The sequence below is a fragment of the Pseudomonas sp. LBUM1647 genome, from assembly GCF_059716175.1.
In genome coordinates this window covers 6,437,727-6,462,878 of record NZ_CP166809.1, presented here as the reverse complement: position 1 = coordinate 6,462,878, position 25,152 = coordinate 6,437,727, and the positions used below count along the sequence as shown (strand labels likewise).

The following is a 25,152-nucleotide window of genomic DNA, read 5'->3' as shown; positions in this document are numbered from 1 at the left end:
GTTCTCGATGCAGCGGTGCGAGCCTCGCTTGAGGCGCGCACCTTTTTCAGGCCGGTTGTTTAACCGGCAATCTCTGCCATACGTTGCCACAACGCGTAATACACCCGCCCGGATTTCTGCTCCCGGTGCAGGCGCCAGTTGCCTGGTAAGCCAAGGCTCGATGGCGCATTCTCGCTTTCAGTGTAGATCCAGGCTTCATCGGCCAGCCACTGACGTTCTTCAAGCAATGCGCAAACGCCCGGCAACAGGTTCTGGTTGAACGGCGGGTCGAGGAACACCAGGTCGTAAGCAGTCGCTGTCTGGGTTTCCAGGTAGCGCAGGGCATCGGCGGTCTGAATCTGGCCGGTGGTGCAGCGCAGTGTGCCCAGATGCTCCTTGATGCTGGCGACCGCGATGTTACTGGCGTCCAGCGCCTGACCCATGGCTGCGCCACGGGACAAGGCTTCGAGGAACAACGCGCCGCTGCCGGCGAACGGATCAAGCACTTTGGCCCCGGCAACGTACGGCGCGAGCCAGTTGAACAGGGTTTCACGCACCCGGTCCGGGGTAGGGCGCAAGCCCGGTGCATCCGGGAAGCTCAGCTTTCGACTGCCCCATTCACCGCCGATGATGCGCAGTTGATTCACGCCGTTATGGACGTTGTGTACGGGTTTTTTTGGACGAGTGGCCATTAATGCTCCGGAACCCCGAGCGGTTGCTCGGCAGGTTTATCAGTTGGGGCCGGTAACGGCTTTTGCGGCACGGTCGGGCCAGCGCTGACGATGACCATTTTGTCCGTGCTCAAGTGTTTGTTCAGTGCGGTTTTGACCTGCTCGACCGTCAGGCTCTGGGACTCGCGCATAAAGTCATCCAGATAACTCAGCGGCAGGTTGTAGAAACCCATGGCGCCGAGTTGGCCGACGATATCGGCGTTGCTGGCGGTGGACAGCGGGAAGCTGCCAGCCAGTTCACGCTTGGCGTCGTCGAGTTCTTTCTGGGTCGGGCCGGTTTTAAGGTAGTCGGCGAGCACGTCTTGCACCAGTTTCAGCGTGCCTTCGCTCATCTCGGCGCGGGTTTGCAGGTTGATCATGAACGGACCGCGAGCCTGCATCGGGGTGAAGCCCGAATAGACGCCGTAAGTCAGGCCGCGCTTCTCGCGCACTTCGCTCATCAGTCGTGTACCGAAACCACCGCCGCCAAGAATCTGGTTGCCCATGGACAGTGCCGCGTAGTCCGGGTCGTCACGGTCGATGCCCAATTGCGCGAGCATCAGGTTGGTCTGCTTGGACGGGAACTCGATGTGGCCGATGCTGGCTTTCGGTTCCTCCGGTTGCGGGATTTTCGCCAGCTCCGGGCCTTTTGGCAGCGCGCTGGAGACTTGTGCGGCAATCGCTTCGGCCTCGGTGCGAGACAGGTCGCCCACCAGCGCAATCACCACGTTGCCAGCCGCGTAGGCTTTCTCATGGAACGCTTTCAGTTGAGCCAGTGTGATGGCCGGAACGGTTTTCGCCGTGCCGTCGCTGGAGTGCGCGTACGGATGATCGCCATACAGACGGTTCATCAGCTCCAGGCTCGCCAGTTTGCCCGGGTTCTGCTTCTGGTATTCGAAACCGGCAAGCATCTGGTTCTTGATGCGCGCGAAGGAATCGGCCGGGAAGGTCGGTTTGCCGATGACTTCAGAGAACAACTTCAGGGCCGGTTCGCGTTTGTCCGCGGCACTGAGGCTGCGCAGGGAAGCCAGTGCCATGTCTTTAAACGCGCCGTTGCCGAAGTCTGCTCCCAGGCCTTCGAAGCCCTGAGCGATGGCGCCGACATCTTTGCCGGCCACACCTTCGTTGAGCATGGCGTTGGTCAGCATGGAGAGACCAGGTGCGTCGCCGTCCTGGCTGCTGCCGGCGGCGAAGATCAGGCGCATGTCGAACATCGGCAGCTCCCGGGCTTCAACGAACAGCACCTTGGCGCCCTCGGCGGTTTTCCAGGTCTGCACGTCCAGGGTGCGGTGGCTTGGCGCTTTGCCGTCGAGTTCGGCCAGCGATTGCAGCTTCTGGCTGGCCTTGGCCTTGTCGAGGGCTTCGCTGGCCTTGGATTCGTCGGTCTTTGAAAAGTAAAACGCGGCAGACCCGATCAAGGCGACAGCGATCAGGCCCATCAGGGCCAGGCGCGGTTTTTTACGCTCACTCATGAGTCGTCTCCTCTGGCAATACATGGGCGACGCTGAGACGTTCGCGGGTGAAATACAGCTTGGCGGCTTTCTGGATGTCTTCCGGGGTCACGCTTTCCAACTCGGCGAGTTCGGTGTCCATCAGTTTCCACGACAGACCGACGGTTTCCAGTTGGCCAATGGCGGTGGCCTGGCTGGTGATCGAGTCACGCTCGTAAACCAGGCCAGCGATGACCTGCGCGCGGACGCGTTCCAGTTCTTCAGCGGACGGCGCGGTGGTTTTCAGCTGTTCGAGCAGCTTCCACAGGCCAGCTTCAGCCTGAGCCATGGTTTTCTTTTTCTGGGTATTGGGCGTTGCCGACAAGGTGAACAGGCTGTCGCCACGGGTATAGGCGTCGTAACTCGACGAACCGCCGGACACCAGCTCTTCGCCCCGCTCCAATTGCGTCGGGATACGGCCGCTGTAGCCGCCGTCGAGCAAGGCGGAGATCAGGCGCAAGGCATTGACCGAGCGTTTGTCTTCGGCGGTGGCGATGCTTGGCACGTTGAAACCCAGCATCAGGCTTGGCAGTTGGGTCTGGACGTGCAGGGTGATCTGCCGCTCGCCGGGTTCGGCCAGTTCCAGCGGGATTTTCGCTGGCGGCACATCACGTTTGGCGATCGGGCCGAAATAGCGCTGGGCCAGGGTTTTGACCTCGTCCGGGGTCACGTCGCCCACCACTACCAACGTGGCGTTGTTCGGCACGTACCAGGATTGGTACCAGTGGCGCAGCTCTTCGACTTTCATGCGGTCCAGGTCAGCCATCCAGCCGATGGTCGGCGTGTGGTAACCGCTGGCCGGGTAAGCCATAGCCTTGAAGCGTTCGTAGGCCTTGGACATCGGCTTGTCGTCAGTGCGCAGGCGACGTTCTTCTTTAATGACTTCGATCTCGCGGGCGAACTCGTCGGCCGGCAGGCGCAGGCTGGCCATGCGGTCGGCTTCGAGCTCGAAGGCCACGCCCAGACGGTCGCGGGCCAGCACCTGGTAATACGCCGTGAAGTCATCGCTGGTGAACGCGTTCTCTTCGGCGCCGAGGTCGCGCAGGATCAGCGACGCTTCGCCGGGGCCGACTTTCTCGCTGCCCTTGAACATCATGTGTTCCAGAGCGTGGGACAAACCGGTCTGACCCGGGGTCTCGTAGCTGGAGCCGACCTTGTACCAGACTTGGGAAACCACCACCGGCGCACGATGGTCTTCGCGCACGACGACCTTCAGGCCGTTATCGAGGGTGAATTCGTGGGTGGGTTGTGGATCGGCAGCCAGGGCCGAGAGGGGCAGACAAACTGTGCTGAGCAGCAGGCCTGCAGCGCGGCGGGCTAGAGCATTCATTCGTTTTTAAACCTTTGGGGCTGCCCGCTTGGTCTTAGCGTCGGCGGGCGAGAGGGTGCTAGGATACTGATCCGTTTTACTGGCGGCCACGCCTATCAGGCCTTTGATCGGTCAGCAGGTTGTTTGGGTTTACGGCTAAAGCTTTGAGTTTGTCAGCTAAACTCTGCGTTTTCGCCGACGATGCCGTTCCAGTCCTTCGTATTAGTCGACCTTTTAGGTGCTGTTTGCACCTCGACAAAATGTTGCGCGTGAACAAGCTGGGTCAATCGCAGTCTGTTCTGCATCGAATATTTATTTGCCGAGGCGCCCTTTGGCGCGTCGCTACCGTGAGATAGCCGTCCTCCATGTTTGGTTCCAACGACGACAAGAAAGCCCCAGCTGCGGCTGGCGAGAAGAAAAGCCTGTTCGGATGGCTGCGCAAAAAGCCGCAGGAACCCGTCGTCGAACAGCCACAGCCACTTCCTGAGCCAACGCCTGCGCCGGTAATAGAAGAAGAGCCTGCGCCGATTGTCCTGCCGATCGCCGAGCCGGTGTTGCAACCGGTCGCCGAGCCTGAGCCAGATGTCGTCGCCGAAGTCGTGGCCCAGGTGCCGCTGACACCCGTTGCCGAGCCGTGGCTGACGTTGCCCGTGGCGGAAGAACCGGTGGCATTGGTTGAAGATGAGCTGGCGCCGCACGTTACGCCGCCGATTCCAGCGCCGACTGCATTTGCTCCTGAGCCCGTTCAGCCACCAGTGGTTGAGCCGGTTGTCACGCCAGTGGTGGTGGCCGAGCCTGAACCGGTTGCTCCAGAGCCTGTGGTGCCCGCATTCGTTGCCCCGGCTGCCCCGGCTGTTCCGGTTGCCCCGGTTGTTCAAGCGCCGGCACCGGTCGTCGCTCGCGTTGCCGCCGCACCTGTCGTTCCGGTCGAAGCGCCTGCCGAGCCCGCGCGTACAGAAGAAACCAAAGCCGGTTTCTTCGCCCGCCTGAAACAAGGCTTGTCCAAGACCAGCGCCAGCATCGGCGAAGGGATGGCCAGCCTGTTCCTAGGCAAGAAGATCATCGATGACGAGCTGCTCGAAGACATCGAAACCCGCCTGCTGACCGCCGACGTTGGCGTCGAGGCGACGTCGGTGATCATTCAGCATCTGACCCAGAAGGTCGCCCGTAAAGAACTGGCCGATGCCGATGCGCTGTACAAATCCCTGCAAGCGGAACTGGCAGCGATGCTCAAGCCCGTCGAGCAACCGCTGAAAATCACCTCGCAGACCAAGCCTTTCGTAATCCTGGTCGTCGGCGTCAACGGTGCCGGCAAGACCACCACCATCGGCAAACTGGCGAAGAAGCTGCAGCTCGAAGGCAAGAAAGTCATGCTCGCGGCCGGCGATACCTTCCGCGCCGCCGCCGTCGAACAATTGCAGGTCTGGGGTGAGCGCAACAAGATCCCGGTCATCGCCCAGCACACCGGCGCTGACTCGGCTTCGGTTATCTTCGATGCCGTGCAAGCGGCCAAGGCCCGCGGCATCGACGTGCTGATCGCCGACACCGCCGGTCGCCTGCATACCAAAGACAATCTGATGGAAGAGTTGAAGAAGGTTCGCCGGGTCATCAGCAAACTCGACGCCGACGCGCCTCACGAGGTGCTGTTAGTGCTTGATGCCGGTACGGGGCAGAACGCGATCAGCCAGGCCAAACAATTCAACCAGACCGTCGAACTGACCGGCCTGGCGCTGACCAAGCTCGATGGCACCGCCAAAGGCGGGGTGATTTTCGCCCTCGCCAAGCAGTTTGGCCTGCCGATTCGCTACATCGGCGTCGGTGAAGGCATCGATGATTTGCGTACTTTTGAAGCAGAACCCTTTGTCCAGGCATTGTTTGCCGAGCGGGAGCGTTCATGATTCGTTTCGAACAGGTCGGTAAGCGCTACCCGAACGGTCACGTCGGCTTGCATGAGCTGAGCTTTCGAGTCCGTCGGGGCGAGTTTTTATTTGTGACCGGGCACTCTGGCGCCGGTAAAAGCACCTTGTTGCGCCTGCTGCTGGCGATGGAGCGTCCGACCACCGGCAAATTGCTGCTGGCCGGGCAAGACCTGAGCACCATCAGCAACGCACAGATTCCTTACCTGCGACGGCAAATCGGCGTGGTGTTCCAGAATCACCAGCTGCTGTTCGATCGCACGGTGTTCAACAACATCGCGCTGCCCTTGCAGATCCTTGGGTTGTCCAAGGCCGAGATCGCCAAGCGCGTGGATTCGGCGCTCGAGCGCGTGGCGCTGTCGGACAAGACCGACTTGTACCCTGGCGACCTGTCCACCGGTCAACAACAGCGCGTCGGCATCGCCCGCGCCATCGTTCACCGCCCGGCCTTGCTGCTGGCGGACGAACCGACCGGTAACCTCGATCCACGTCTGGCGGCAGAAATCATGGGCGTGTTCGAAGACATCAATCGTTTGGGCACCAGCGTGCTGATTGCCAGTCACGACCTGGCACTGATCGCCCGCATGCGTCACCGCATGCTGACCCTGCAACGCGGCCGATTGATCGGTGACGGGGAGGCCGGTGTATGAGTGCGACACGCAGCCCCAAGGTTTCCGAGCGCGTGGCCCCGAAGGCCGCCGACCAGCAGCCGCAGAAGAAAAAACGCGACGATGATGACGGCCCGGATTTCGCCACACTGTTCCGCGCTTGGGTCGAGAGTCATCGCGCCAGCCTGCTCGATAGCTTGCGTCGTTTGGGCAAGCAGCCAATCGGTAGCTTCTTCACCTGCATGGTGATGGCGGTTGCCCTGAGTTTGCCGATGGGCCTGTCACTTTTGCTAAGTAATGTCGAGCGTCTCGGCGGCTCCTGGCAGCGTGCGGCGCAGATTTCCCTGTATTTGCAAATCGAGGCCAGCCCCGCTGAAGGCGAGTCGTTGCGCGAGCAGATCAAAGGCATGCCTGGCGTAGCTGATGCTGAATATGTCGGCCGCGATCAGGCGCTGGAAGAGTTTCAGCAGCAGTCCGGTTTGGGCGAGGCGCTCAAGGAGCTGCCCGAAAACCCGCTGCCGGGCGTGGTTTTGGTGACGCCGAACGAAGTCGACAAGCCGGCGCTTGAAGCATTACGACAAAAACTTTCCGAGTTGCCCAAGGTACAACAGGCGCAACTTGATCTAGTCTGGGTCGAGCGTCTGGCAGCCATCCTCAAGCTGGGTGACCGTTTTGTCTTCGGTCTGACCGTGCTTTTGGTTTCTGCATTACTTTTGGTGATAGGCAATACCATTCGTCTTCATATTGAAAACCGCCGCACAGAGATAGAAGTGATTAAACTCGTCGGCGGCACTGACAGCTATGTGCGCAGGCCCTTTCTGTACATGGGTGCGCTTTATGGCTTCGGTGCGGGGATTCTTTCCTGGGGCGTATTGGCGTTCGGCCTTGATTGGCTGAACGACGCAGTGGTTGGGCTGGCCGGTCTGTACGGCAGTGATTTCGCGCTGGCCGGAGTGCCAGTTGCCGACGGTCTGTCTCTCTTGCTTGGCGCGGTGCTGTTGGGGTATATCGGTGCATGGATTGCAGTCGCACGCCACCTGAGGGAGCTTGCGCCTAAGTAGTATCATTTTGCTCGTATTGACCTTTCAGCGTTTATGGGAACTTGTCTTTCGGTTTCCGGTCAATTTTCGCAGTGCTGAACTGCACGAGTTATGTAAGTCGGAGGTTTTTTCGTATGACCAATTCTTTGCAACCTGCATATGCTCTGGTCCCGGGTGCGAACCTGGAGGCCTATGTGCACACCGTGAACAGCATTCCATTGCTGACGCCGGAGCAGGAGCGCGAACTGGCCGAGAGTCTCTATTATGAGCAGGATTTGGGGGCGGCTCGGCAGATGGTGCTCGCCCACCTGCGTTTTGTTGTACATATCGCCCGTAGCTATTCCGGCTACGGTCTGGCTCAGGCTGACCTGATCCAGGAAGGCAACGTCGGCCTGATGAAGGCCGTGAAGCGCTTCAACCCGGAAATGGGTGTACGCCTGGTGTCCTTTGCGGTGCACTGGATCAAGGCGGAAATCCACGAGTTCATCCTGCGCAACTGGCGCATTGTGAAAGTCGCGACCACCAAGGCCCAGCGCAAGCTGTTCTTCAACTTGCGCAGCCAGAAGAAGCGTCTGGCGTGGCTGAACAACGAGGAAGTCCATCGTGTGGCGGAAAGCCTCGGTGTAGAGCCTCGGGAAGTGCGTGAGATGGAAAGTCGCCTGACCGGCCATGACATGGCCTTCGACCCGGCCGCGGAAGCGGACGACGACAGTGCATTCCAATCGCCGGCCAACTACCTGGAAGACCACCGGTACGACCCGGCCCGGCAACTGGAAGATGCTGACTGGAGCGACAACTCGAACCACAACCTGCACGAAGCGCTTGAAGTGCTGGACGACCGCAGTCGTGACATCCTCTACCAGCGCTGGCTGGCAGAAGAAAAAGCCACGCTGCACGACCTGGCGCAGAAGTACAACGTGTCGGCCGAGCGTATTCGTCAGCTCGAGAAGAGCGCGATGAACAAGCTCAAGTTGTCGATCGCCGCCTAACCGCAGCTCAAGCACAAAAAAACGCCCCGATCATTGATCGGGGCGTTTTTGTTTGAAGATCAAAAGATCGCAGCCTTCGGCAGCTCCTACAGGTGTACGCGCTCCCCTGTAGGAGCTGCCGAAGGCTGCGATCTTTTGCTGTTAAGCGTTATTGAGCCCAAGGCGCCCGTCGCGAATCGTTGAGCCCCACCAGATAGCTGTCACCGCCTAACTGACTCATCTGCTGCCGAATCCATCCGGCTCGCCGCGCGACATAGTTGGTCGGATGGCCGGCACTCCACACTCGTGGATTTGGCAATACGGCGGCCAGCAAACTCGCCTGCTGCCGAGACAGCGATTTAGCGCCGACACCAAAGTGATGCCTGGCTGCTGCTTCAGCGCCAAACACACCGTCATCCCACTCAACGCTGTTGAGGTAGACCTCAAGAATTCGCTGCTTGGGCCAGAACACTTCGATCAGCCCGGTAAACCAGGCTTCCAGGCCTTTGCGTAGCCAGCTGCGGCCGGACCACAGAAACAGATTCTTAGAGACCTGCTGACTCAGGGTGCTGGCGCCGCGAATCGATCCGCCGAGTTCGTTGTGGGCCAGTGCGGCCTGGATCGCGCCAAAGTCAAAACCCCAGTGCTCCGGGAATTTCTGATCCTCGCCCGCAATCACTGCGAGTTTCAGGTCATCGGAAATTTCATCCCAGGGTTTCCAAGTGCGTTGCAGGTCGATTGGCTCGCCGTCGAACCAGGATTCGACCTTGCGCTCGACCATCAGCGCGGTTCCCGGTGGCGGTACCACGCGAAAGATCAGCACCAGCAATACGCTGCCACCCGCGAACCAGAGCAGGGCCTTCGTGAATCGTCGCAAAAATAAACGCAGCATAGAGATGGCTTGGCCGAACCCGTTGAGCGGGCCATTATACAGACCCTGTGGATCGAGTCTGACTGGAGTTCTTCATGCTGCGTGGCTTTCTGATGCTGGCCGCTTTTTTCGGCTTCACCGGCGTTGCCCTTGGCGCGTTTGCCGCCCATGGCTTGAAAAGCCGTCTGACGCCCGAGTACTTGGCAATTTTCCACACCGGCGTGACTTACCAATTGGTGCACACCTTGGCTTTGCTGGGCGTTGCACTGCTGGCCACGCAGATTTCCGGTCGCCTGATCACGTGGGCGGGTGCATCGTTTGTCATTGGCATACTGCTGTTTTCCGGCAGTCTTTACCTGCTGACCATGACCGGCGTCAGCAAGCTTGGGATCATCACCCCCTTCGGCGGGCTGGCATTTCTGGTCGGCTGGTTCTGCCTGGGGCTTGCCGCCTGGCGGTTGAGCTGACCTTGTAGGAGCTGCCGCAGGCTGCGATCTTTTGATCTTGCTCTTTTAAAGACCAAAAGATCGCAGCCTGCGGCAGCTCCTACAGGATCGCATTTCAAGACGAATGGCTTGGGTCAGCCTGACCGATCGGGCTAGAATGCCAGCCCCTAAAAATGATGGCGGCATTCGGTATGCGCATTCAGTTGAACGGCGAATCCCTTGAACTGCCCGACGGTGAAACCGTTGCGGCCCTGCTGACCCGTCTGGAACTGACCGGACGCCGGGTGGCGGTCGAACTCAATCTGGATATCGTCCCGCGCAGCCAGCACGCTGACACCACGCTGAACGACGGCGATTCCGTCGAAGTGGTACACGCCATCGGCGGCGGCTAGTCGTCCGGCCCGCAAGGGCACAGAATTCTGCAAGAACCTCACCCCTACAGAGGATTTCCCATGAGCATCGTTCGTAGCGACAAGCCCTTCGTCCTGGCCGGTCGTACTTACCAGTCGCGTTTGCTGGTAGGCACCGGCAAGTACCGCGACATGGAAGAAACCCGCCTGGCCATCGAAGCCTCGGGTGCCGAGATCGTCACCTTCGCCGTGCGCCGCACCAACCTCGGCCAGAACCCGGGCGAACCGAACCTGCTCGAAGTCCTGTCGCCGGATCGCTATACCTTCCTGCCTAACACCGCTGGTTGCTTCGACGCTACCGAGGCTGTGCGCACCTGCCGCCTGGCCCGTGAGCTGCTCGGTGGTCACAACCTGGTGAAGCTGGAAGTGCTGGCGGATCAGAAAACCCTGTTCCCCAACGTGATCGAAACCCTAAAGGCCGCCGAAGTGCTGGTCAAGGAAGGTTTCGACGTGATGGTCTACACCAGCGATGATCCGATCATCGCCCGCCAATTGGCGGAAATCGGCGTTATCGCGGTGATGCCGCTGGCCGGTCTGATCGGCACAGGCCTTGGGATCTGCAACCCGTACAACCTGCAGATCATCCTCGAAGAAGCCAAGATCCCGGTGCTGGTGGACGCCGGTGTCGGTACCGCCTCCGACGCCACCATCGCCATGGAGCTGGGTTGCGAAGCGGTGCTGATGAACTCGGCCATCGCTCATGCCCAGCAGCCGATCATGATGGCTGAAGCCATGAAACACGCCATCGTTGCAGGTCGTTTGGCCTACCTCGCCGGCCGCATGCCGAAAAAACTCTATGCCAGCGCCTCCTCGCCGCTGGATGGTCTGATCAAGTAAGAGCCATTGATGACTGAATCAAACGAAACGCCTATCCAGCCGGAAGAAGGCGAAGAGCGCCAACACCGCCGCATCAAGAGCTTTGTGATGCGCGCCGGGCGCATGACCGAAGGCCAGCAAAAAGGTCTGGAGCAGGGCACGCCTCTGTTCGTCCTGCCGCTGGCCGATGCGCCGGTGGATTTCGACCAAGTGTTCGGTCGTTCGGCGCCGCGCTCGCTGGAAATCGGTTTCGGCATGGGCCATTCGCTGCTGGAAATGGCCGCTGCCTCGCCGGAACAGGATTTCATTGGCGTGGAAGTGCACCGTCCGGGTGTTGGCGCGCTGCTCAATGGCGTGCTCACTCAGGGCCTGACCAACCTGCGCGTCTACGATTGCGACGCGATCGAAGTGCTCAACCGCTGCGTGGCCGACAACAGCCTTGATCGCCTGATGCTGTTTTTCCCGGACCCGTGGCACAAGAGCCGCCACCACAAGCGCCGTATCGTTCAGGCGTCGTTCGCTGAACTGGTGCGCAGCAAGTTGAAGGTCGGCGGTGTGCTGCACATGGCCACCGATTGGGAACCGTACGCCGAGTACATGCTGGAAGTAATGAACGTTGCGCCGGGTTATCGCAACCTGGCCGAAGACGGCAAATGCGTCCCGCGCCCGACCGAGCGCCCGATCACCAAGTTCGAACGCCGCGGCGAACGTCTTGGGCATGGCGTGTGGGATTTGAAGTTCGAGAAACAGTCCTAAGCCGTAACGCAATAAAAACTGTGGGAGCGAGCTTGCTCGCGATGAGGCCCTAACATTCAACATCTATGTTGACTGTTACACCGCCATCGCGAGCAAGCTCGCTCCCACAGTTGTTTTCGGTTGTAGCTGAAGTCAGCGGCGGTCGGCGACGACACCGATGAGCACCAGCACCACCAACAACACCGGCGCCAGGCTGTAGTTGTTGAACTGGCTCAGGCCTTTGATGATCCACGGCGTGGCATAGATCAGCGCCACGCCGCTGCCGACCATGCACAACAGGGCCATCAGCGGGACGCGCAAGGCGCCGGCGATGCTGCCCAGACGTGCGTCGACCCAGCCTTTGATATCCGCGCCAAACAGCACTAGCAGACAGCCCACCAGTGCCAGAGCGATTTCAGACAGGTTGCTACGGCTCCAGCGGGACGCGGTGGCGAGCAGGTCGAGTATCAAATCCATTCGTTTTCCCTTAAGGCTGAAATCAGCTCAAAAATGTCTGCAGCAAGTCATTGAGAAAGAGTTGTCCGCGCTCGGTGGCCGCCAGACGTGACGGTTCGACCTGCAACAAGCCACTTTGTTCGGCGCCCCGGCGGCCTTCGGCGAGGCTTTCCAGGCTCAGCCCAGTGCGTTCCGGGTACAGTCGCGATTCCACGCCCTCGGTCAGGCGCAAGGCGTTCATCAGGAACTCGAACGGCAGTTCTTCATTGGTCAGGGCTTTCTCGCCAGCCTTGAAGCTTTTGGCCGGGTTGAGGTAGTCCTTCGGCAGACGGGTCTTCCAGGTACGGACGATGCGCCCGTCCGGGTGGCTGAGCTTGCCGTGAGCCCCGGCACCGATGCCGATGAAGTCGCCGAAACTCCAGTAATTGAGGTTATGCCGCGCCGGCCGGCCGGGCTGGGCATACGCCGAGACTTCGTATTGCGCGTAACCGTGCTCGGCCAACAGCGCCTGACCGGCCTCCTGAATGTCCCACAGCGTGTCGTCTTCCGGCAGCGTCGGCGGCTGGTTCCAGAACACCGTGTTCGGCTCCAGGGTCAGCTGATACCAGGACAAGTGGGTCGGCTTCAGGGCGATGGCCTGGCGCAGGTCGCTCAGGGCGTCGTCCAGGGACTGATCGGGTAAGCCGTGCATCAGGTCCAGATTGAAGTTGTCGAACCCGGCCTGACGGGCCATGCCGGCGGCACGTACCGCTTCGTCACCGTTGTGAATCCGCCCCAGGGCCTTGAGTTTCTCTTCCTGAAAGCTCTGGATGCCGATCGACAGGCGATTGATGCCCAGCGCCCGGTAGGCGACGAATTTCTCTTGCTCGAACGTCCCCGGATTGGCTTCCAGAGTGATTTCGATGTCGCTGGCGAACGGAATGCGCTGCTCGACGCCTTTGAGCAAGCGGCCCAACGCTTCGGCACTGAACAGGCTCGGGGTGCCGCCACCAAAGAAGATCGAACTCAGCTCACGGCCGTAAACCGCATGCAGGTCCTGATCGAGGTCGGCCAGCAGCGCGTCCACATATTCTTCTTCCGGCAACACCGGGCTGGCGGTGTGGGAATTGAAGTCGCAATAAGGGCATTTGCGCACACACCACGGGATATGGATGTACAGCGCCAGGGGCGGCAGTACAGGCAGCGCGGCCCGAGGCGATTGGGCGGCGCCGCCGAAGATCAGCGGCGACGCGGATGAGTCGTGGATCATTTCAGGCCCAGACGCTGGCGCAGCAGATCCATTGCACGGGCGCGGTGGCTGATGAGGTTTTTGTCGCTCGGGCTCAGCTCGGCGCTGGAGCAATCGCGCTCCGGCACCCAGAACAGCGGATCGTAACCAAAACCGTGTTCGCCGCAGGCCGCTGGCAGGATTCGTCCGTGCCACAAGCCTTCGCAGATAATCGGCAACGGATCGTCGGCATGACGCACCAGCGCCAGCACGCAGACGAACTGCGCACCGCGTTCGGCTTCCGGCACGTCCTTCAATACGTCGAGCAGTTTGGCGTTGTTCGCCGCATCGCCTTGGCCGTCGGCATAACGAGCCGAGTAGATACCCGGCGCACCGCCGAGGAAATCCACTGCCAACCCCGAATCGTCGGCCAGCGCCGGCAGGCCGGAGATGCGCGCGGCATTGCGTGCCTTGAGGATGGCATTTTCGACGAATGACAGGCCGGTTTCTTCAGGTTCGACGCTGCTGAACTCGCCGATCGAGCGCAGTTGCACCGACTCGCCGAGCATGGCCTGAAGTTCCTTGAGTTTGCCGGCGTTGTGGCTGGCCAGTACGAGTTGCGTGAAGTTGATCATTCGCCGGGGAAGAGCTCTTGGTTGAAATTGATGGTGTTGATTTTATCGCCGTTCTGCACCTTGATGTCGAAGGTGCGGACTTCTTGCTGATCGACCGGGAACTGGGCGATGTAGTAGATCGCGCCTTGCTCAGTGATCTGTTTGAACTTCAACGGTACGGTCTGGCTGGTCAGGTCCTTCACCGATCCGCTGACTTCAGCGGTCAATGGTTTGCCATCCTTGAGCACGGAGACGTTAATCACGCCCTGGTTCTTGCTTCGCGTCAGCCCGGCTGCTTTGGCGATATCCGGTGTCAGGAAGGTGGAGTTGAAGGTGTTGTAGTGCACCGTCACATCGCCAAATTTTTCCTGACGATCACCTTTGATGACGTCGGCGGCCATGGCGGTGACGCTCAGGCAGGCAGTAAGTACAAACAGCGCTAGACGACCCATGATCGTTCTCCTTGGAATGTCGTGGTCAGACCGCAATCTTGTGATCCTGCAGCCCGGGGCTGCTGACGCGGTAAATACCGATCTCACCTAACAGATTAGGCCATAGCTTACTGGCCCACCCGTGCCGATGCTGTTGATCCACGGCAAGGCGATCAATGACCTTCGCTTCACGTTCGCGACAAAGTTCTTCAAAGTCTTCGAAGGTGCAGAAGTGGATGTTCGGCGTGTTGTACCAGGTGTACGGCAGAAAATCGGACACCGGCATCCGGCCCTTGCTCGCCAGGTACCAGCGGCAGCGCCAGTGACCGAAGTTGGGGAAGGTGATGATGCACTGGCGACCGACGCGCAGCATTTCGTCGAGGATTCTGTCTGGGTAGTGCACGGCTTGCAGCGCCTGGGTCATGACCACGACGTCGAAGCTGTTGCTGGCAAAGTTGCCCAGGCCCTTGTCCAGGTCCTGCTCAATCACGTTGATGCCCTTGGCCACGCACTCGGCGATGTTGTCCGGGTCGTTTTCCAGGCCATAGCCGGTGACTTGCTTGTTATCGCGCAACCAGGTCAGCAGCTCACCGTCGCCGCAACCGAGGTCGAGCACGCGGCTACCGGCGGGGATCCATTCCTGGATGATTTCCAGATCAGCTCTCATGGCTTTCTCCCCAAGTGATAACGGCTCATATAAGCGGAATTCGGTTCATGTAGTTGCTGAACGCCTGCAGGTAGCGCGGGATCGGAATCAGGAAGGCGTCGTGGCCTTGTGGAGCATCGATCTCCAGGTAGCAGACGTCTTTCTTGGCCGCCATCAGCGCGTCCACCAGTTCCCGCGAGCGGGCAGGGGAGAAGCGCCAGTCGGTGGTGAAGGACATCACGCAGAACTTGGCCTGGGCATTGGCGAAGGTTTTCGCCAGGTCATCGTCGAAATTCGCCGCCGGATCGAAGTAGTCCAGCGCCTTGGTCATCAGCAGGTACGTGTTGGCGTCGAAGCGCCCGGAGAACTCTTCGCCTTGATAACGCAGGTAGCTTTCGACTTGGAACTCGACGCTGTGGAAGTCGTAGTTGAGCTTTTCGCTCTTGAGGCCCCGACCGAATTTCTCACCCATCGAGTCGTCGGACAGGTACGTGATGTGCCCGACCATCCGCGCCAGCATTAAGCCACGCTTGGGAATCACGCCGGCTTCCTGGAACGAACCGCCGTGGAATTCGGGGTCGGTGAGGATCGCCTGGCGCGCCACTTCGTTGAACGCGATGTTCTGCGCCGACAACTTGGGGGCCGAAGCGATGGCCAGGCAGTGGCGAATTCGATCTGGGTAGGTGATGCTCCACTGCATCGCCTGCATGCCACCGAGACTGCCGCCAATCACGGCGGCCCATTGGCCGATGCCGAGCAGGTCTGCCAGGCGCGCCTGGCTGTGAACCCAGTCTTCCACGGTCAACACCGGGAAGTCGGCGCCAAACGGCTTGCCGGTTTCCGGATTGATGCTGCTCGGGCCGGTGGAACCGTTGCAACCGCCGAGGTTGTTCAGGCTGACCACGAAGAATTTGTTGGTGTCGATCGGCTTGCCGGGGCCGATGCAGCTGTCCCACCAACCGGGTTTGCGGTCGTTGGGGCTGTGGAAGCCGGCAGCGTGATGATGACCGGACAAGGCGTGGCAGATCAGCACGGCGTTGCTCGCCGCGGCGTTCAGCGTGCCGTAGGTTTCGTAGATCAGGTCATACGCTGGGAGCGAACGGCCGCAGGCCAAGGCCAGCGGTTCGCTGAAGTGCGCCACTTGCGGCGTCACCAGACCAACAGAATCGGGGGGGAAGGCAGCTGGCATCGACCCTGCTCTCGTTGAAATGAGGCGTAAGTCTAAAGACCAGTGTGGCTAGCGGCAAGCAAAGGCCGGGGTGTTTGGAAAATGGGTGTTCGGCTGGAGATCGACCCCTCACCCTAACCCTCTCCCCAAAGGGGCGAGAGGACTGACCGAGTTGTTTTTTCGAGTTACATCGACCTGAAAGTCTGAGTCGAACTCAGGTTCTGAAAAGTCCCCGTTCTGCTCCCTTTCCCCCTCTCCCCACTGGGGAGAGGGCTGGGGTGAGGGGTGGCTTTATGAAGCGACACCCAATCAAAGCGAACGCTGCACCAAACCCGGCAAATCCGGCAGCTTCTTCGGCGAGCAAATCCGCACCCGCTTCTGCCGATTCAACTCCCCGCTAATCAAACTCACCTGGCTCTTGGACACCCCAAACGCCTTGGCCAGAAACGCCATCAAATACGCGTTGGCCTTGCCTTCAACCGGCGGTGCGGTCAGGCGAATCTTCAATCGATCCCCATGCAGCCCGCAGAAATCATCGCTGCGGGCCGCCGGTTGCAGGTGGCACTCCAGAATCAGGTCGTCACCGTCCCAGCGAAAGTAGCTCACCGGGTCAGATCAGCAGGCGCAGGATTTCCGGCATCATCGTCATGGCGGCGAGGTTGTTGATCACCAGCATGTCGATCAGCTTGAGCACCATGAACGCCAGGATCGGCGAGATATCCAGGCCGCCTAGGTTGGGCAGAATCTTGCGGAACGGCGCCAGGGCCGGTTCGCAGATCTGGTTCACCAGCTCGGCGCCAGGGTTATGGCTGCCCGGTGCGACCCACGACAGGATCACGCTGATGATCAGGGCAAAGAAGAAAATCTTCAGGAACAGTGCGGTCACGCCAATCAGCGACCAGATCAGCAATTGCAGCGGGTTGCCGGTGGTGCCGTAAGTCAGCAGCAGGGTCAGGGCCATCAATGCCAGTTGCACGAGGATCGCCAGCACAAGCGAGGACATGTCCAGGCCGAACATGCTCGGGATGATCCGGCGCAATGGCTTGAGCAGCGGCTGAGTGGCTTTCACGGCGAACTGGCACAGCGGGTTGTAGAAGTTCGCGCGTACCAGTTGCAGCACAAAGCGCAGCAGCACGATCAGCAGGTACAGGCTGCCGAGGGTTTGCAGCACGTAGACCGCTGCAGTGTTCAATCCAATCATGTAAGGCTCCTTATTGACCCAGTTGTTCGGCCATCTCGGCCGAGCGGTGCGCAGCGGCGCCGAGTGCTTTTTCTACCAGGGCTTCGAAGCCGCCGGCCTGGAACGACTTAATCGCCGCTTCCGTCGTGCCCGCAGGCGACGTCACGCGGCGACGCAGTTCCGCAGCGTCGACGTCACTGGCCACGGCCATGTGAGCAGCGCCCAAAGCGGTTTGCAGGGTCAGTTGTGCAGCGGTTTCCGGCGGCAGGCCAAGTTTCACGCCGGCGGCGGTCATGGCTTCGATCAGCAGGAAGAAGTACGCAGGGCCCGAGCCGGAAACGGCGGTGACGGCGTCCAGTTGCTGCTCTTCATCCAGCCACAGTGCGATGCCGACGGCGGACAGCAGTTCTTGTGCCTGTTGGCGTTGCTCGGTGTTCACTTCAGCCGTGGCGAACAAGCCGCTCACACCCTGGCGCAGCAACGCCGGGGTGTTGGGCATGCAACGCACGATCGGTTGGGCGCCGAGCCAGTTGTTCATGCTGGCGCAGGTGATGCCGGCCGCAATCGAGACCACCAGTTGATTCGGCTTGAGGTTTGGGCGAAGCGCTTCGCAGACGGCCTTCATCGCTTGAGGTTTGACCGCCAGTACGACGACGTCGGCGCCCTGGATGGCGTCGGCGTTGTCGGCGAACACGTCGATACCGTGTTCAGCGTTCACGCGAGCGCGGGTGTCAGCGCCCGGATCGCTGGCGCGGATCTGCGCGGCGTCCAGACCTTTGGCGCGCAGGCCGCCGATCAGGCTGGCGGCCATGTTGCCGGCACCGATAAAGGCAATACGAGTCTTGCTCATGTCAGGTCCTTATAAAGAGAGGAGTCAGCCATTGATCAGGGTTGACCATAGTCGCGGGCGCCGAACAGGGCCGTTCCGATGCGGACCCAGGTGGCGCCTTGGGCGATGGCCGACTCGAGGTCGTGGCTCATGCCCATGGAAAGTGTGTCGAGCGGCAGGTTCAGGCTGGCTTGCAGGCTTTGTACGGCAGCAAAAGCAGCATCCTGGGCGGCGCGATCGTCAGTCGGCTCGGGGATTGCCATCAGCCCACGCAGCTTGATGCGCGGCAGTTCGCTGATGGCATTGGCCAGGGCCGGCAGGTCGGCCGGGGTGCAGCCGGACTTGCTGGCTTCACCGCTGACGTTGACCTGGATGCAGATGTTCAGTGGAGGTAACTCGGCAGGACGTTGTTCGGACAGGCGTTGTGCGATTTTCAAACGATCCACGGAATGCACCCAGGCGAAGTGCTCGGCAATAGCGCGAGTCTTGTTCGATTGAATGGGGCCGATGAAGTGCCAGATCAAGGGCAGGTCGGCCAATTCGAGCTGTTTGCTCAGGGCTTCCTGCAGGTAGTTCTCGCCAAAGTCGCGCAGCCCCGCGGCATACGCTTCGCGCAGGGCTTCGGCGGGCTTGGTCTTGCTCACGGCCAGTAGCTGGACGCTGTCTTCGTCGCGCTTTGCGGCAAGGGCGGCAGCGCGGATGCGTGAACTAACCTGAGCAATGTTGTCTGCTATCGTGGACATCAAGAGGCGCCGGCGGCTGAAGGTTCGCGGCATTCTACTGGAATTGAGGAACGCTATGGATATCACTGAGCTGCTGGCTTTCAGCGCGAAACAGGGCGCGTCCGACTTGCATCTGTCTGCCGGCCTGCCACCGATGATTCGGGTCGACGGCGACGTGCGGCGTATCAACCTGCCAGCCCTGGACCACAAACAGGTGCAGGCGCTGATCTACGACATCATGAACGACACGCAGCGGGTGGACTTCGAAAAACACCTGGAGACCGACTTCTCCTTTGACGTGCCCGGCGTGGCGCGTTTTCGGGTTAACGCGTTCAACCACAATCGCGGTGCTGGCGCGGTGTTCCGGACCATTCCGTCCAAGGTCCTGAGCATGGACGACCTCGGTATGGGGGAAGTGTTTCGCAAGATTACCGAAGCGCCGCGGGGGCTGGTGCTGGTGACTGGTCCGACCGGTTCCGGCAAATCCACCACCCTGGCGGCGATGATCGATCACCTCAACAGCCATCGTCATCACCACATCCTCACCATCGAAGACCCGATCGAGTTCGTCCACGAGTCGCGCAAATGTTTGATCAACCAGCGTGAAGTCCATCGCGATACACGCAGCTTCGCCACGGCTCTACGCTCGGCCCTGCGAGAGGACCCGGACGTGATTCTGGTGGGGGAAATGCGGGACCTCGAGACCATTCGTCTGGCGTTGACCGCCGCCGAAACCGGTCACTTGGTGTTTGGCACGCTGCACACGACATCGGCGGCGAAAACCATCGACCGGGTGGTGGACGTGTTTCCGGGGGACGAGAAGTCGATGGTTCGTTCGATGCTGTCCGAGTCGTTACTGGCGGTGGTGTCGCAGACGTTGGTCAAGAAGATCGGCGGCGGGCGGATCGCGGCCCACGAAATCATGCTCGGCACGTCAGCGATCCGTAACCTGATCCGCGAAGACAAAGTGGCGCAGATGTACTCGTCGATTCAGACAGGGGGAAACCTGGGGATGCAGACGCTGGATATGTGCTTGAAGGAGCTGGTGACCAAGGGCTTGATCAGCCGTGAGCATGCGCGGGAGAAGGCGCGCACGCCAGATGGTTTTTGAGGCTTAAAAGCAAAAGATCGCAGCCTTCGGCAGCTCCTACAGGGAATGCATAGTCCCGTGTAGGAGCTGCCGAAGGCTGCGATCTTTTGATCTTGCTTCAAATCAGCGCTGAACAACCTGCAGAGTGTTCTTCTCTTTCGGCATAACCCGCTTGGCAACCACGTAGTGGCTTTCCCAGTAGGGTTTCTTCAGCGTGTCGATGGTCACCGACTTGCCACGACGGGGTGCGTGGATGAAGCGGTCGTTGCCCAGGTAGATGGCAACGTGATTGACCCGACGGCTCTTGATGTTGAAGAAAATCAGGTCGCCAGGCTTAAGATCCTTGCGATCGACTTTCTCCCCATGACCGCTGGCCATGGCGTTGGAGGTGCGCGGCAGGTCAAACGTGGCGTCATTAAACGCGTATTTTACCAGGCCGCTGCAGTCGAACCCTTTACTTGGGCTGCTGCCGCCCCAACGGTAGGGTGTACCGAGGACGTTTACGGCGCGGCTCAGCACGTTGCTGCTTTCCTTGCTCGCCATCGGCGGAACCAGGCTGCTTTTGCTGCTGCTCAACTGGGGAGCGCGTTTTACGGATTGTTTGTTTTTGCTCGAAGGAGCAGAAACATGGGATTTCTGGGTGTAACCATTAACGTTAGGAAGACGTTGCTCACGATTGGTGGCGTGGGCGGCCAGTGGCATCAAAAGGCAAATGGTTAGCCATGTCTTGAAAAATGGACGCATTAGGCAAGGCTCATATAAGTTAGCGCGCAACTTTATAACAGCTTTTTTGGCCCTTCCGAGGCCGTTGGTCGATTCAACTTTCGGGCAACGGAACCAAATAAGCAGAAAATTGACGCAATTGTCGGACAGAAGTCAGGTGCTATAAGGCTTTGACGGGACACAAGGTAGCAGATGCCATACGTCGGCCACCTGTAAAAAAGTCACAAAGAATTCAACAATATTTATCTATCGTGTGAAACGAGGACCTTCATGAACACCTATCAACAGTCCGATCCGCAACAAGATACCCACAGCAAAGTGATCGGTTACCTGCTGTGGATTTTGGGTTTTACCGGCGCTCATCGCTTCTATTACGGCAAGCCGGTGACCGGGACGATCTGGTTCTTCACCTTCGGTTTGATGGGTATCGGTTGGTTGATCGACGTGTTTCTGATCCCGGCCATGGATCGTGAAGCGGACCTGCGTTTTAACTCCGGACCCATTGAGTACAACGTTGCGTGGATTCTGCTGACGTTTCTTGGGGTGTTCGGTGTGCACCGGATGTATCAGGGGAAGTGGATCAGCGGGTTGCTGTACCTGGTGACGGGTGGGATGTTCTTTCTGGGAGTGCTGTATGACTTCTGGACGCTGAATGACCAGGTATCGATTCGCAATGCCCAGAGTAGATAACAGCAAAGATCAAAAGATCGCAGGCTTCGCCAGCTCCTACAGGGAAATGCATATTCCCGTGTAGGAGCTGCCGCAGGCTGCGATCTTTTCGTTTTTACGCCTGGTGGCTAATCCGTCCATCCACCAGGGTGTAACGCACCACGCCCGGCAGGCTGTGGCCAATGAACGGGCAGTTTTCGCCTTTGGACAGCCAGGTCTCACCGGCCACGGTCGACGCCGCCGGGTCGAACAGCACGATGTCCGCCGGTCCACCTACCGCCAGTTTGCCCGCTGGCAGGCGCAATGCCTCGGCAGGTCCTGTGCTCAAACGCGCCAACAGCGTTGGCAGGTCCAGCAAACCGTCTTCCACCAGCGTCATCGCCAACGGCAGCAGCAGCTCAACGCTGCTGATGCCCGGTTCGGTGGCCCCGAACGGCGCCAGTTTGGCGTCCCGCTCGTGGGGTTGGTGATGACTGGAGATGGCCGAGACCACACCCGATTTCACCGCTTCACGCAGGCCATCGCGGTCAGCGCGGGTGCGCAGCGGCGGCTGGACGTGATAGAGGCTGCTGAAGTCGATCAGCGCTTCGTCGGTCAGGATCAGCTGATACAGGGCGACATCGGCCGTCACCGGCAGGCCGCGAGCCTGGGCCTGAGCGATCAGGGCCACGCCACGTGCGCTGGTGAGCTGGCTGAAGTGCGCGCGCACGCCACTTTGCTCGACCAGCAGCAGATCCCGCGCGAGAGCCACGGTTTCGGCGGTTTCGGGAATGCCCGGCAAACCAAGGAAACTGGCGGTCGGGCCTTCGTGGGCCAAGCCACCTTCGGCCAGGTCATGGTCCTGAGAGTTGAAAATCACCGTCAGGTCGAATGTTGCGGCGTATTCCAGCGCCCGGCACAGCGTGCGGGTGTTGCGGAAGCTGTCCAGGCCGTTGCCGAAGGCCACGCAACCGGCATCGCGCAAGGCGACCAGTTCGGCCAGCTGTTCGCCGTCCAGGCCTTTGCTCAGGGCGCCGATCGGGAAAACCTTGGTGTTGCCGGCCTCACGGGCCCGGTCGAGGATCAGTTCAGCCACGGCCGAGGTGTCCAGCACCGGTTTGGTTTTCGGCGGGCAGCACAGGCTGGTGACGCCACCGGCTGCGGCGGCGCGGGTTTCGCTGGCGATTGAACCTTTACGGCTGTAGCCCGGTTCGCGCAGGGCGACGTTCAGGTCAACCAGCCCAGGGGCGGCCACCAGGCCTTTCCCGTCGAGGGTGTCGACGGCGACAAAACCGGCTGGCGCGGCGCCAAGGGCAATGATCTTGCAGGCTTCAATATGAATATCGGTAACTTGATCCAGGCCGCTGGCCGGATCGATGACGCGGGCGCCGAGAATGCTGAGCTTCACTGGGCGTTCTCCTGCTCGAATTGGCGCTGGGCAGTCTGCCCACTCATGGCCATGGACAACACGGCCATACGAATCGCAATACCGTAGGTGACCTGGTTGAGGATCACCGAGTGCGGGCCGTCGGCCACCGCCGACTCAATCTCCACGCCGCGGTTGATCGGCCCCGGGTGCATGACGATGCAATCCGGTTTGGCCCCGGCCAGGCGCGCGGTGGTCAGGCCGAACAGGCGGTAGAATTCGCCTTCGCTCGGCAGCAGGCCGCCAGTCATGCGCTCACGCTGCAGGCGCAGCATGATCACCACGTCGACATCTTTCAGGCCTTCGGTCATGTCGGTGTAGACCTTCACGCCGTATTGCTCGATGCCGATCGGCAGCAGGGTTTTCGGCGCGATCACGCGGATGTCCGGGCAGCCGAGGGTTTTCAGCGCCAGCATGTTCGAGCGCGCCACCCGCGAGTGCAGGATGTCGCCGACGATGGCTACGGAAAGGTTTTCGAAGCCGCCCTTGTGCCGACGGATGGTGAGCATGTCGAGCATTCCCTGGGTCGGGTGGGCGTGACGGCCGTCGCCGCCGTTGATGATCGCCACTTGCGGGCAGACATGTTCGGCGATGAAGTGCGCCGCGCCGGAATCACCGTGACGCACGACGAACATGTCAGCGGCCATGGCTTCCAGGTTGCGCAGGGTGTCGAGCAGGGTTTCGCCCTTGCTTGCCGACGACGTGGACACGTTCAGGGTGATCACGTCCGCCGACAGCCGCTGGGCCGCCAGTTCGAAGGTGGTGCGGGTGCGGGTGGAGTTCTCGAAGAACACGTTGCACACGGTCTTGCCGCGCAGCAACGGGACTTTCTTCACCGCCCGGGCGCCGACTTCGAGGAACGAGTCGGCGGTGTCGAGGATTTCCGTCAGCAGCTCGCGGCGCAAACCGTCGAGCGAGAGGAAGTGGCGTAGCTGGCCCTGATCATTGAGCTGCAGCGGGCGCTTGGTTTCTAGAGGCGTCATCGCGAGGGGGACTCTCAATAGGGCGAATTAAAGGGCGAGGTCTTGCAGTTCGAGCTTGAGCTCCGGGCCGGACAGTTTCACTCGTTCGTGGGCTGCCAGCGACAGGGTCGCGCCGACCACATTCGGGCGGATCGGCAGCTCGCCGGCGTCCAGGTCCAGCAGGCACACCAATGTCACGCTGGCCGGGCGGCCGTAGTCGAACAGCTCATTGAGGGCGGCGCGGATGGTCCGGCCGCTCATCAGCACGTCATCGATCAGCACCAGGTGTTGGCCTTCGATCTCGAACGGCAGCGCGGACGGGCGCACTTGTGGGTGCAGGCCGTTCTGGCTGAAGTCGTCGCGGTAGAAGGAGACGTCCAGGGTGCCGAGGGGCGAATCGCTGCCCAGTTCATCGAGCAACGCCTGGGCGACCCAGACGCCGCCGGTACGAATGCCGATGTAGCGCGGTTCGCTGATGCCACGTTTGGCCAGATAGGCGTCAAGCCGGGTCGCCATCTGGCTGATCAGTTCAACGGGATTGGGCAGGCTCATGGTTGCTCCTTCTTGGGCCCGAGCCGGTGCGTGCGTGGGTTGGCTCGGGTTGTAGCTAAGAGAGACGCTTGCAGCGGCTCTTCAGGATTCGAACAGTGCGGTGTTTTCGTCGAGCCAGCCTTGCAGCAGCAGGGCGGCGGCGATGGCGTCCACCGGATTGTCGCGGTAGCTGCCCTTTTGTCCGCCACGATCACGTCGTTCACCCTTGGCTTCGAAGGTGGTCAGGCGCTCATCGTGGGTATAGAAGGGCAGGTTGTAGCGGCCGTTGAGGCGGCGGGCGAATTTCTCGGCGCGCAGGCACATGTCGCTCGGCGTGCCGTCCATGTTCAAGGGCAGGCCAACCACCACGGCATCGGGTTTCCACTCTTTAATCAGGGCTTCGACCTGATTCCAGTCGGGAATACCGTTTTGTGCCTTCAAGGTACACAGCTCGCGGGCCTGGCCGGTAATCACCTGGCCGACCGCAACGCCGATCTGTTTGGTGCCGTAATCGAAACCCAAAATCAGGCGCAGGGCCATCAGGCGTGTCCCGCCTGGCTGGTCAGCAGGCTGAGATTGACGCCCAGGTGCTTGGCCGCTGCTTCCAGGCGCAGTTCGCTGCTGGTGTTGAACAAAATATCGGCATCGAACGGGCAGGTCAGCCAGGCATTCTGGGCCAGTTCGGCTTCCAACTGCCCGGCTTCCCAGCCAGCGTATCCGAGGGCGATCAGGCTTCTCGCCGGACCGACGCCGTCGGCGATGGCGAACAGCACGTCCTGGGAGGTCGACAGGGCCAGTTTCTCATCGAGCTCAACGGTGGCCTGATAACTCTGCCCCGAGGGGTGCAGAACAAAACCACGATCGGTCTGCACCGGGCCGCCGATGAAGATCGGCACATGCTGGCAGAGCACCGGCGGTTCGATGTCGGGGCGCAGTTGTTCGAGGATATCGGCCAGGTTGAGGTCTTGCGGACGATTGACCACCAGGCCCATGGCACCATTGGCCGTGTGCTCGACGATGTAGGTCAAGGTGTGCGCAAAGTTCGGGTCGACCATGTGAGGCATGGCGATCAGGAATTGATGCTTGAGGTAGCTGGGGCTGACGTTCTTCATGAGCGCTAGTGTGGCGTTGGAGGGGCAAACTGACAAGCTGAAGCAAGTCAAAAGATCGCAGCCTTCGGCAGCTCCTACCTTGGAATGTGGCACCTGTAGGAGCTGCCGA

The 25,152-nt window shown here is 60.4% G+C and carries 30 protein-coding genes; 10 read left to right on the top strand and 20 right to left on the bottom strand.

What is annotated here, in order from left to right; all coding sequences use genetic code 11:
• Positions 1-59: 59 nt before the first annotated feature.
• The 3 genes from rsmD to ACA059_RS29900 are packed head-to-tail and all read right to left on the bottom strand — an operon-like array spanning position 60 to position 3,509.
• The gene (gene rsmD / locus ACA059_RS29910; RefSeq protein ID WP_033060498.1) at positions 60-671 is read right to left on the bottom strand and encodes a 16S rRNA (guanine(966)-N(2))-methyltransferase RsmD; all 612 of its coding nucleotides are present in this window, start codon (positions 669-671) and stop codon (positions 60-62) included.
• The gene (locus tag ACA059_RS29905; protein ID WP_497631977.1) at positions 671-2,161 is read right to left on the bottom strand and encodes a M16 family metallopeptidase; all 1,491 of its coding nucleotides are present in this window, start codon (positions 2,159-2,161) and stop codon (positions 671-673) included. The genes rsmD and ACA059_RS29905 overlap by 1 nt, the downstream gene beginning before the upstream one ends.
• Positions 2,154-3,509 carry a M16 family metallopeptidase gene (locus ACA059_RS29900; protein WP_497631976.1) on the bottom strand — a complete coding sequence of 452 codons (1,356 nt, stop codon included), beginning with the start codon at positions 3,507-3,509 and terminating at the stop codon, positions 2,154-2,156. Before ACA059_RS29900 ends, ACA059_RS29905 begins: the two co-directional genes overlap by 8 nt.
• A 344-nt stretch (positions 3,510-3,853) precedes the next feature.
• Between ACA059_RS29900 and ftsY the strand changes: the two genes are divergently transcribed.
• The 4 genes from ftsY to rpoH all read left to right on the top strand — a co-directional run bounded on the left by ftsY (position 3,854) and on the right by rpoH (position 8,041).
• Positions 3,854-5,386, top strand: coding sequence for a signal recognition particle-docking protein FtsY (gene ftsY, locus ACA059_RS29895; protein ID WP_497631975.1), 1,533 nt, complete (start codon positions 3,854-3,856; stop codon positions 5,384-5,386).
• Complete coding sequence (gene ftsE / locus ACA059_RS29890; RefSeq protein WP_008152655.1) at positions 5,383-6,054, top strand: cell division ATP-binding protein FtsE; 672 nt, start codon at positions 5,383-5,385, stop codon at positions 6,052-6,054. Before ftsY ends, ftsE begins: the two co-directional genes overlap by 4 nt.
• Positions 6,051-7,073: a permease-like cell division protein FtsX gene (gene ftsX, locus ACA059_RS29885; RefSeq protein ID WP_008152652.1), complete on the top strand. Its 1,023-nt coding sequence runs from the start codon at positions 6,051-6,053 to the stop codon at positions 7,071-7,073. Before ftsE ends, ftsX begins: the two co-directional genes overlap by 4 nt.
• A 113-nt stretch (positions 7,074-7,186) precedes the next feature.
• A complete protein-coding gene (rpoH, locus tag ACA059_RS29880) occupies positions 7,187-8,041 on the top strand; it encodes an RNA polymerase sigma factor RpoH (protein ID WP_007897890.1) in 855 nt (284 codons plus the stop codon).
• Positions 8,042-8,189: 148 nt separating this feature from the next.
• On the opposite strand, the gene mtgA is transcribed toward rpoH, so the two are convergent.
• A complete protein-coding gene (mtgA, locus tag ACA059_RS29875) occupies positions 8,190-8,912 on the bottom strand; it encodes a monofunctional biosynthetic peptidoglycan transglycosylase (protein ID WP_497631974.1) in 723 nt (240 codons plus the stop codon).
• A gap of 74 nt (positions 8,913-8,986) precedes the next feature.
• Between mtgA and ACA059_RS29870 the strand changes: the two genes are divergently transcribed.
• The 4 genes from ACA059_RS29870 to trmB all read left to right on the top strand — a co-directional run bounded on the left by ACA059_RS29870 (position 8,987) and on the right by trmB (position 11,319).
• On the top strand, positions 8,987-9,358 hold the full coding sequence (locus ACA059_RS29870; RefSeq protein WP_497631973.1) for a DUF423 domain-containing protein: 372 nt from the start codon (positions 8,987-8,989) through the stop codon (positions 9,356-9,358).
• 170 nt (positions 9,359-9,528) lie between these two features.
• Positions 9,529-9,729 (top strand): sulfur carrier protein ThiS, encoded by a 201-nt coding sequence (gene thiS, locus ACA059_RS29865; RefSeq protein WP_008026157.1) that lies wholly within the window; start codon positions 9,529-9,531, stop codon positions 9,727-9,729.
• A 60-nt stretch (positions 9,730-9,789) separates the two neighbouring features.
• Entirely contained in the window at positions 9,790-10,584 is a 795-nt protein-coding gene (locus tag ACA059_RS29860; protein ID WP_008068101.1) for a thiazole synthase, read from the top strand.
• Between the two features lie 9 nt (positions 10,585-10,593).
• On the top strand, positions 10,594-11,319 hold the full coding sequence (trmB, locus tag ACA059_RS29855) for a tRNA (guanosine(46)-N7)-methyltransferase TrmB (RefSeq protein ID WP_046053677.1): 726 nt from the start codon (positions 10,594-10,596) through the stop codon (positions 11,317-11,319).
• 132 nt (positions 11,320-11,451) lie between these two features.
• Here the strand turns inward: trmB and ACA059_RS29850 are convergent, their stop codons facing one another.
• The 10 genes from ACA059_RS29850 to ACA059_RS29805 form a co-directional block, all read right to left on the bottom strand.
• Positions 11,452-11,775, bottom strand: a complete 324-nt coding sequence (locus ACA059_RS29850) for a DUF3392 domain-containing protein (RefSeq protein WP_033060485.1) — start codon at positions 11,773-11,775, stop codon at positions 11,452-11,454.
• A gap of 22 nt (positions 11,776-11,797) precedes the next feature.
• Positions 11,798-13,003 carry a radical SAM family heme chaperone HemW gene (hemW, locus tag ACA059_RS29845; RefSeq protein ID WP_497631972.1) on the bottom strand — a complete coding sequence of 402 codons (1,206 nt, stop codon included), beginning with the start codon at positions 13,001-13,003 and terminating at the stop codon, positions 11,798-11,800.
• Complete coding sequence (gene rdgB, locus ACA059_RS29840) at positions 13,000-13,596, bottom strand: RdgB/HAM1 family non-canonical purine NTP pyrophosphatase (RefSeq protein WP_497631971.1); 597 nt, start codon at positions 13,594-13,596, stop codon at positions 13,000-13,002. Before rdgB ends, hemW begins: the two co-directional genes overlap by 4 nt.
• Entirely contained in the window at positions 13,593-14,027 is a 435-nt protein-coding gene (locus ACA059_RS29835) for a DUF4426 domain-containing protein (RefSeq protein WP_497631970.1), read from the bottom strand. Before ACA059_RS29835 ends, rdgB begins: the two co-directional genes overlap by 4 nt.
• Before the next feature lie 25 nt (positions 14,028-14,052).
• Positions 14,053-14,673: a methionine biosynthesis protein MetW gene (metW, locus tag ACA059_RS29830; protein ID WP_497631969.1), complete on the bottom strand. Its 621-nt coding sequence runs from the start codon at positions 14,671-14,673 to the stop codon at positions 14,053-14,055.
• A 25-nt stretch (positions 14,674-14,698) separates the two neighbouring features.
• On the bottom strand, positions 14,699-15,841 hold the full coding sequence (metX, locus tag ACA059_RS29825; protein WP_497631968.1) for a homoserine O-succinyltransferase MetX: 1,143 nt from the start codon (positions 15,839-15,841) through the stop codon (positions 14,699-14,701).
• A 288-nt stretch (positions 15,842-16,129) separates the two neighbouring features.
• Positions 16,130-16,426 carry a DUF167 domain-containing protein gene (locus ACA059_RS29820; RefSeq protein ID WP_033060477.1) on the bottom strand — a complete coding sequence of 99 codons (297 nt, stop codon included), beginning with the start codon at positions 16,424-16,426 and terminating at the stop codon, positions 16,130-16,132.
• A gap of 4 nt (positions 16,427-16,430) precedes the next feature.
• Entirely contained in the window at positions 16,431-17,021 is a 591-nt protein-coding gene (locus ACA059_RS29815; protein ID WP_017341276.1) for a YggT family protein, read from the bottom strand.
• A 10-nt stretch (positions 17,022-17,031) separates the two neighbouring features.
• Positions 17,032-17,850: a pyrroline-5-carboxylate reductase gene (proC, locus tag ACA059_RS29810; RefSeq protein WP_497631967.1), complete on the bottom strand. Its 819-nt coding sequence runs from the start codon at positions 17,848-17,850 to the stop codon at positions 17,032-17,034.
• Between the two features lie 35 nt (positions 17,851-17,885).
• On the bottom strand, positions 17,886-18,572 hold the full coding sequence (locus tag ACA059_RS29805) for a YggS family pyridoxal phosphate-dependent enzyme (protein ID WP_497631966.1): 687 nt from the start codon (positions 18,570-18,572) through the stop codon (positions 17,886-17,888).
• Between the two features lie 55 nt (positions 18,573-18,627).
• Here ACA059_RS29805 and ACA059_RS29800 point away from each other — a divergent pair, with 55 nt between their 5' ends.
• Positions 18,628-19,662 carry a type IV pilus twitching motility protein PilT gene (locus ACA059_RS29800; RefSeq protein ID WP_497269035.1) on the top strand — a complete coding sequence of 345 codons (1,035 nt, stop codon included), beginning with the start codon at positions 18,628-18,630 and terminating at the stop codon, positions 19,660-19,662.
• A 102-nt stretch (positions 19,663-19,764) separates the two neighbouring features.
• On the opposite strand, the gene ACA059_RS29795 is transcribed toward ACA059_RS29800, so the two are convergent.
• Positions 19,765-20,385, bottom strand: a complete 621-nt coding sequence (locus tag ACA059_RS29795; RefSeq protein ID WP_415758757.1) for a C40 family peptidase — start codon at positions 20,383-20,385, stop codon at positions 19,765-19,767.
• Positions 20,386-20,634: 249 nt separating this feature from the next.
• On the opposite strand from ACA059_RS29795, the gene ACA059_RS29790 reads away from it, so the two are divergent.
• Positions 20,635-21,054: an NINE protein gene (locus ACA059_RS29790; protein ID WP_497631965.1), complete on the top strand. Its 420-nt coding sequence runs from the start codon at positions 20,635-20,637 to the stop codon at positions 21,052-21,054.
• 94 nt (positions 21,055-21,148) lie between these two features.
• On the opposite strand, the gene ACA059_RS29785 is transcribed toward ACA059_RS29790, so the two are convergent.
• The 5 genes from ACA059_RS29785 to ACA059_RS29765 form a co-directional block, all read right to left on the bottom strand.
• The gene (locus ACA059_RS29785) at positions 21,149-22,420 is read right to left on the bottom strand and encodes a dihydroorotase (protein ID WP_497631964.1); all 1,272 of its coding nucleotides are present in this window, start codon (positions 22,418-22,420) and stop codon (positions 21,149-21,151) included.
• Positions 22,417-23,421, bottom strand: coding sequence for an aspartate carbamoyltransferase catalytic subunit (locus ACA059_RS29780; protein ID WP_007897943.1), 1,005 nt, complete (start codon positions 23,419-23,421; stop codon positions 22,417-22,419). Before ACA059_RS29780 ends, ACA059_RS29785 begins: the two co-directional genes overlap by 4 nt.
• Before the next feature lie 27 nt (positions 23,422-23,448).
• Positions 23,449-23,952 (bottom strand): bifunctional pyr operon transcriptional regulator/uracil phosphoribosyltransferase PyrR, encoded by a 504-nt coding sequence (gene pyrR, locus ACA059_RS29775; RefSeq protein WP_033060467.1) that lies wholly within the window; start codon positions 23,950-23,952, stop codon positions 23,449-23,451.
• Between the two features lie 81 nt (positions 23,953-24,033).
• Positions 24,034-24,471 (bottom strand): Holliday junction resolvase RuvX, encoded by a 438-nt coding sequence (gene ruvX, locus ACA059_RS29770; RefSeq protein ID WP_005792259.1) that lies wholly within the window; start codon positions 24,469-24,471, stop codon positions 24,034-24,036.
• Positions 24,471-25,043: a YqgE/AlgH family protein gene (locus ACA059_RS29765; protein ID WP_497631963.1), complete on the bottom strand. Its 573-nt coding sequence runs from the start codon at positions 25,041-25,043 to the stop codon at positions 24,471-24,473. Before ACA059_RS29765 ends, ruvX begins: the two co-directional genes overlap by 1 nt.
• Between the last annotated feature and the right edge of the window lie 109 nt (positions 25,044-25,152).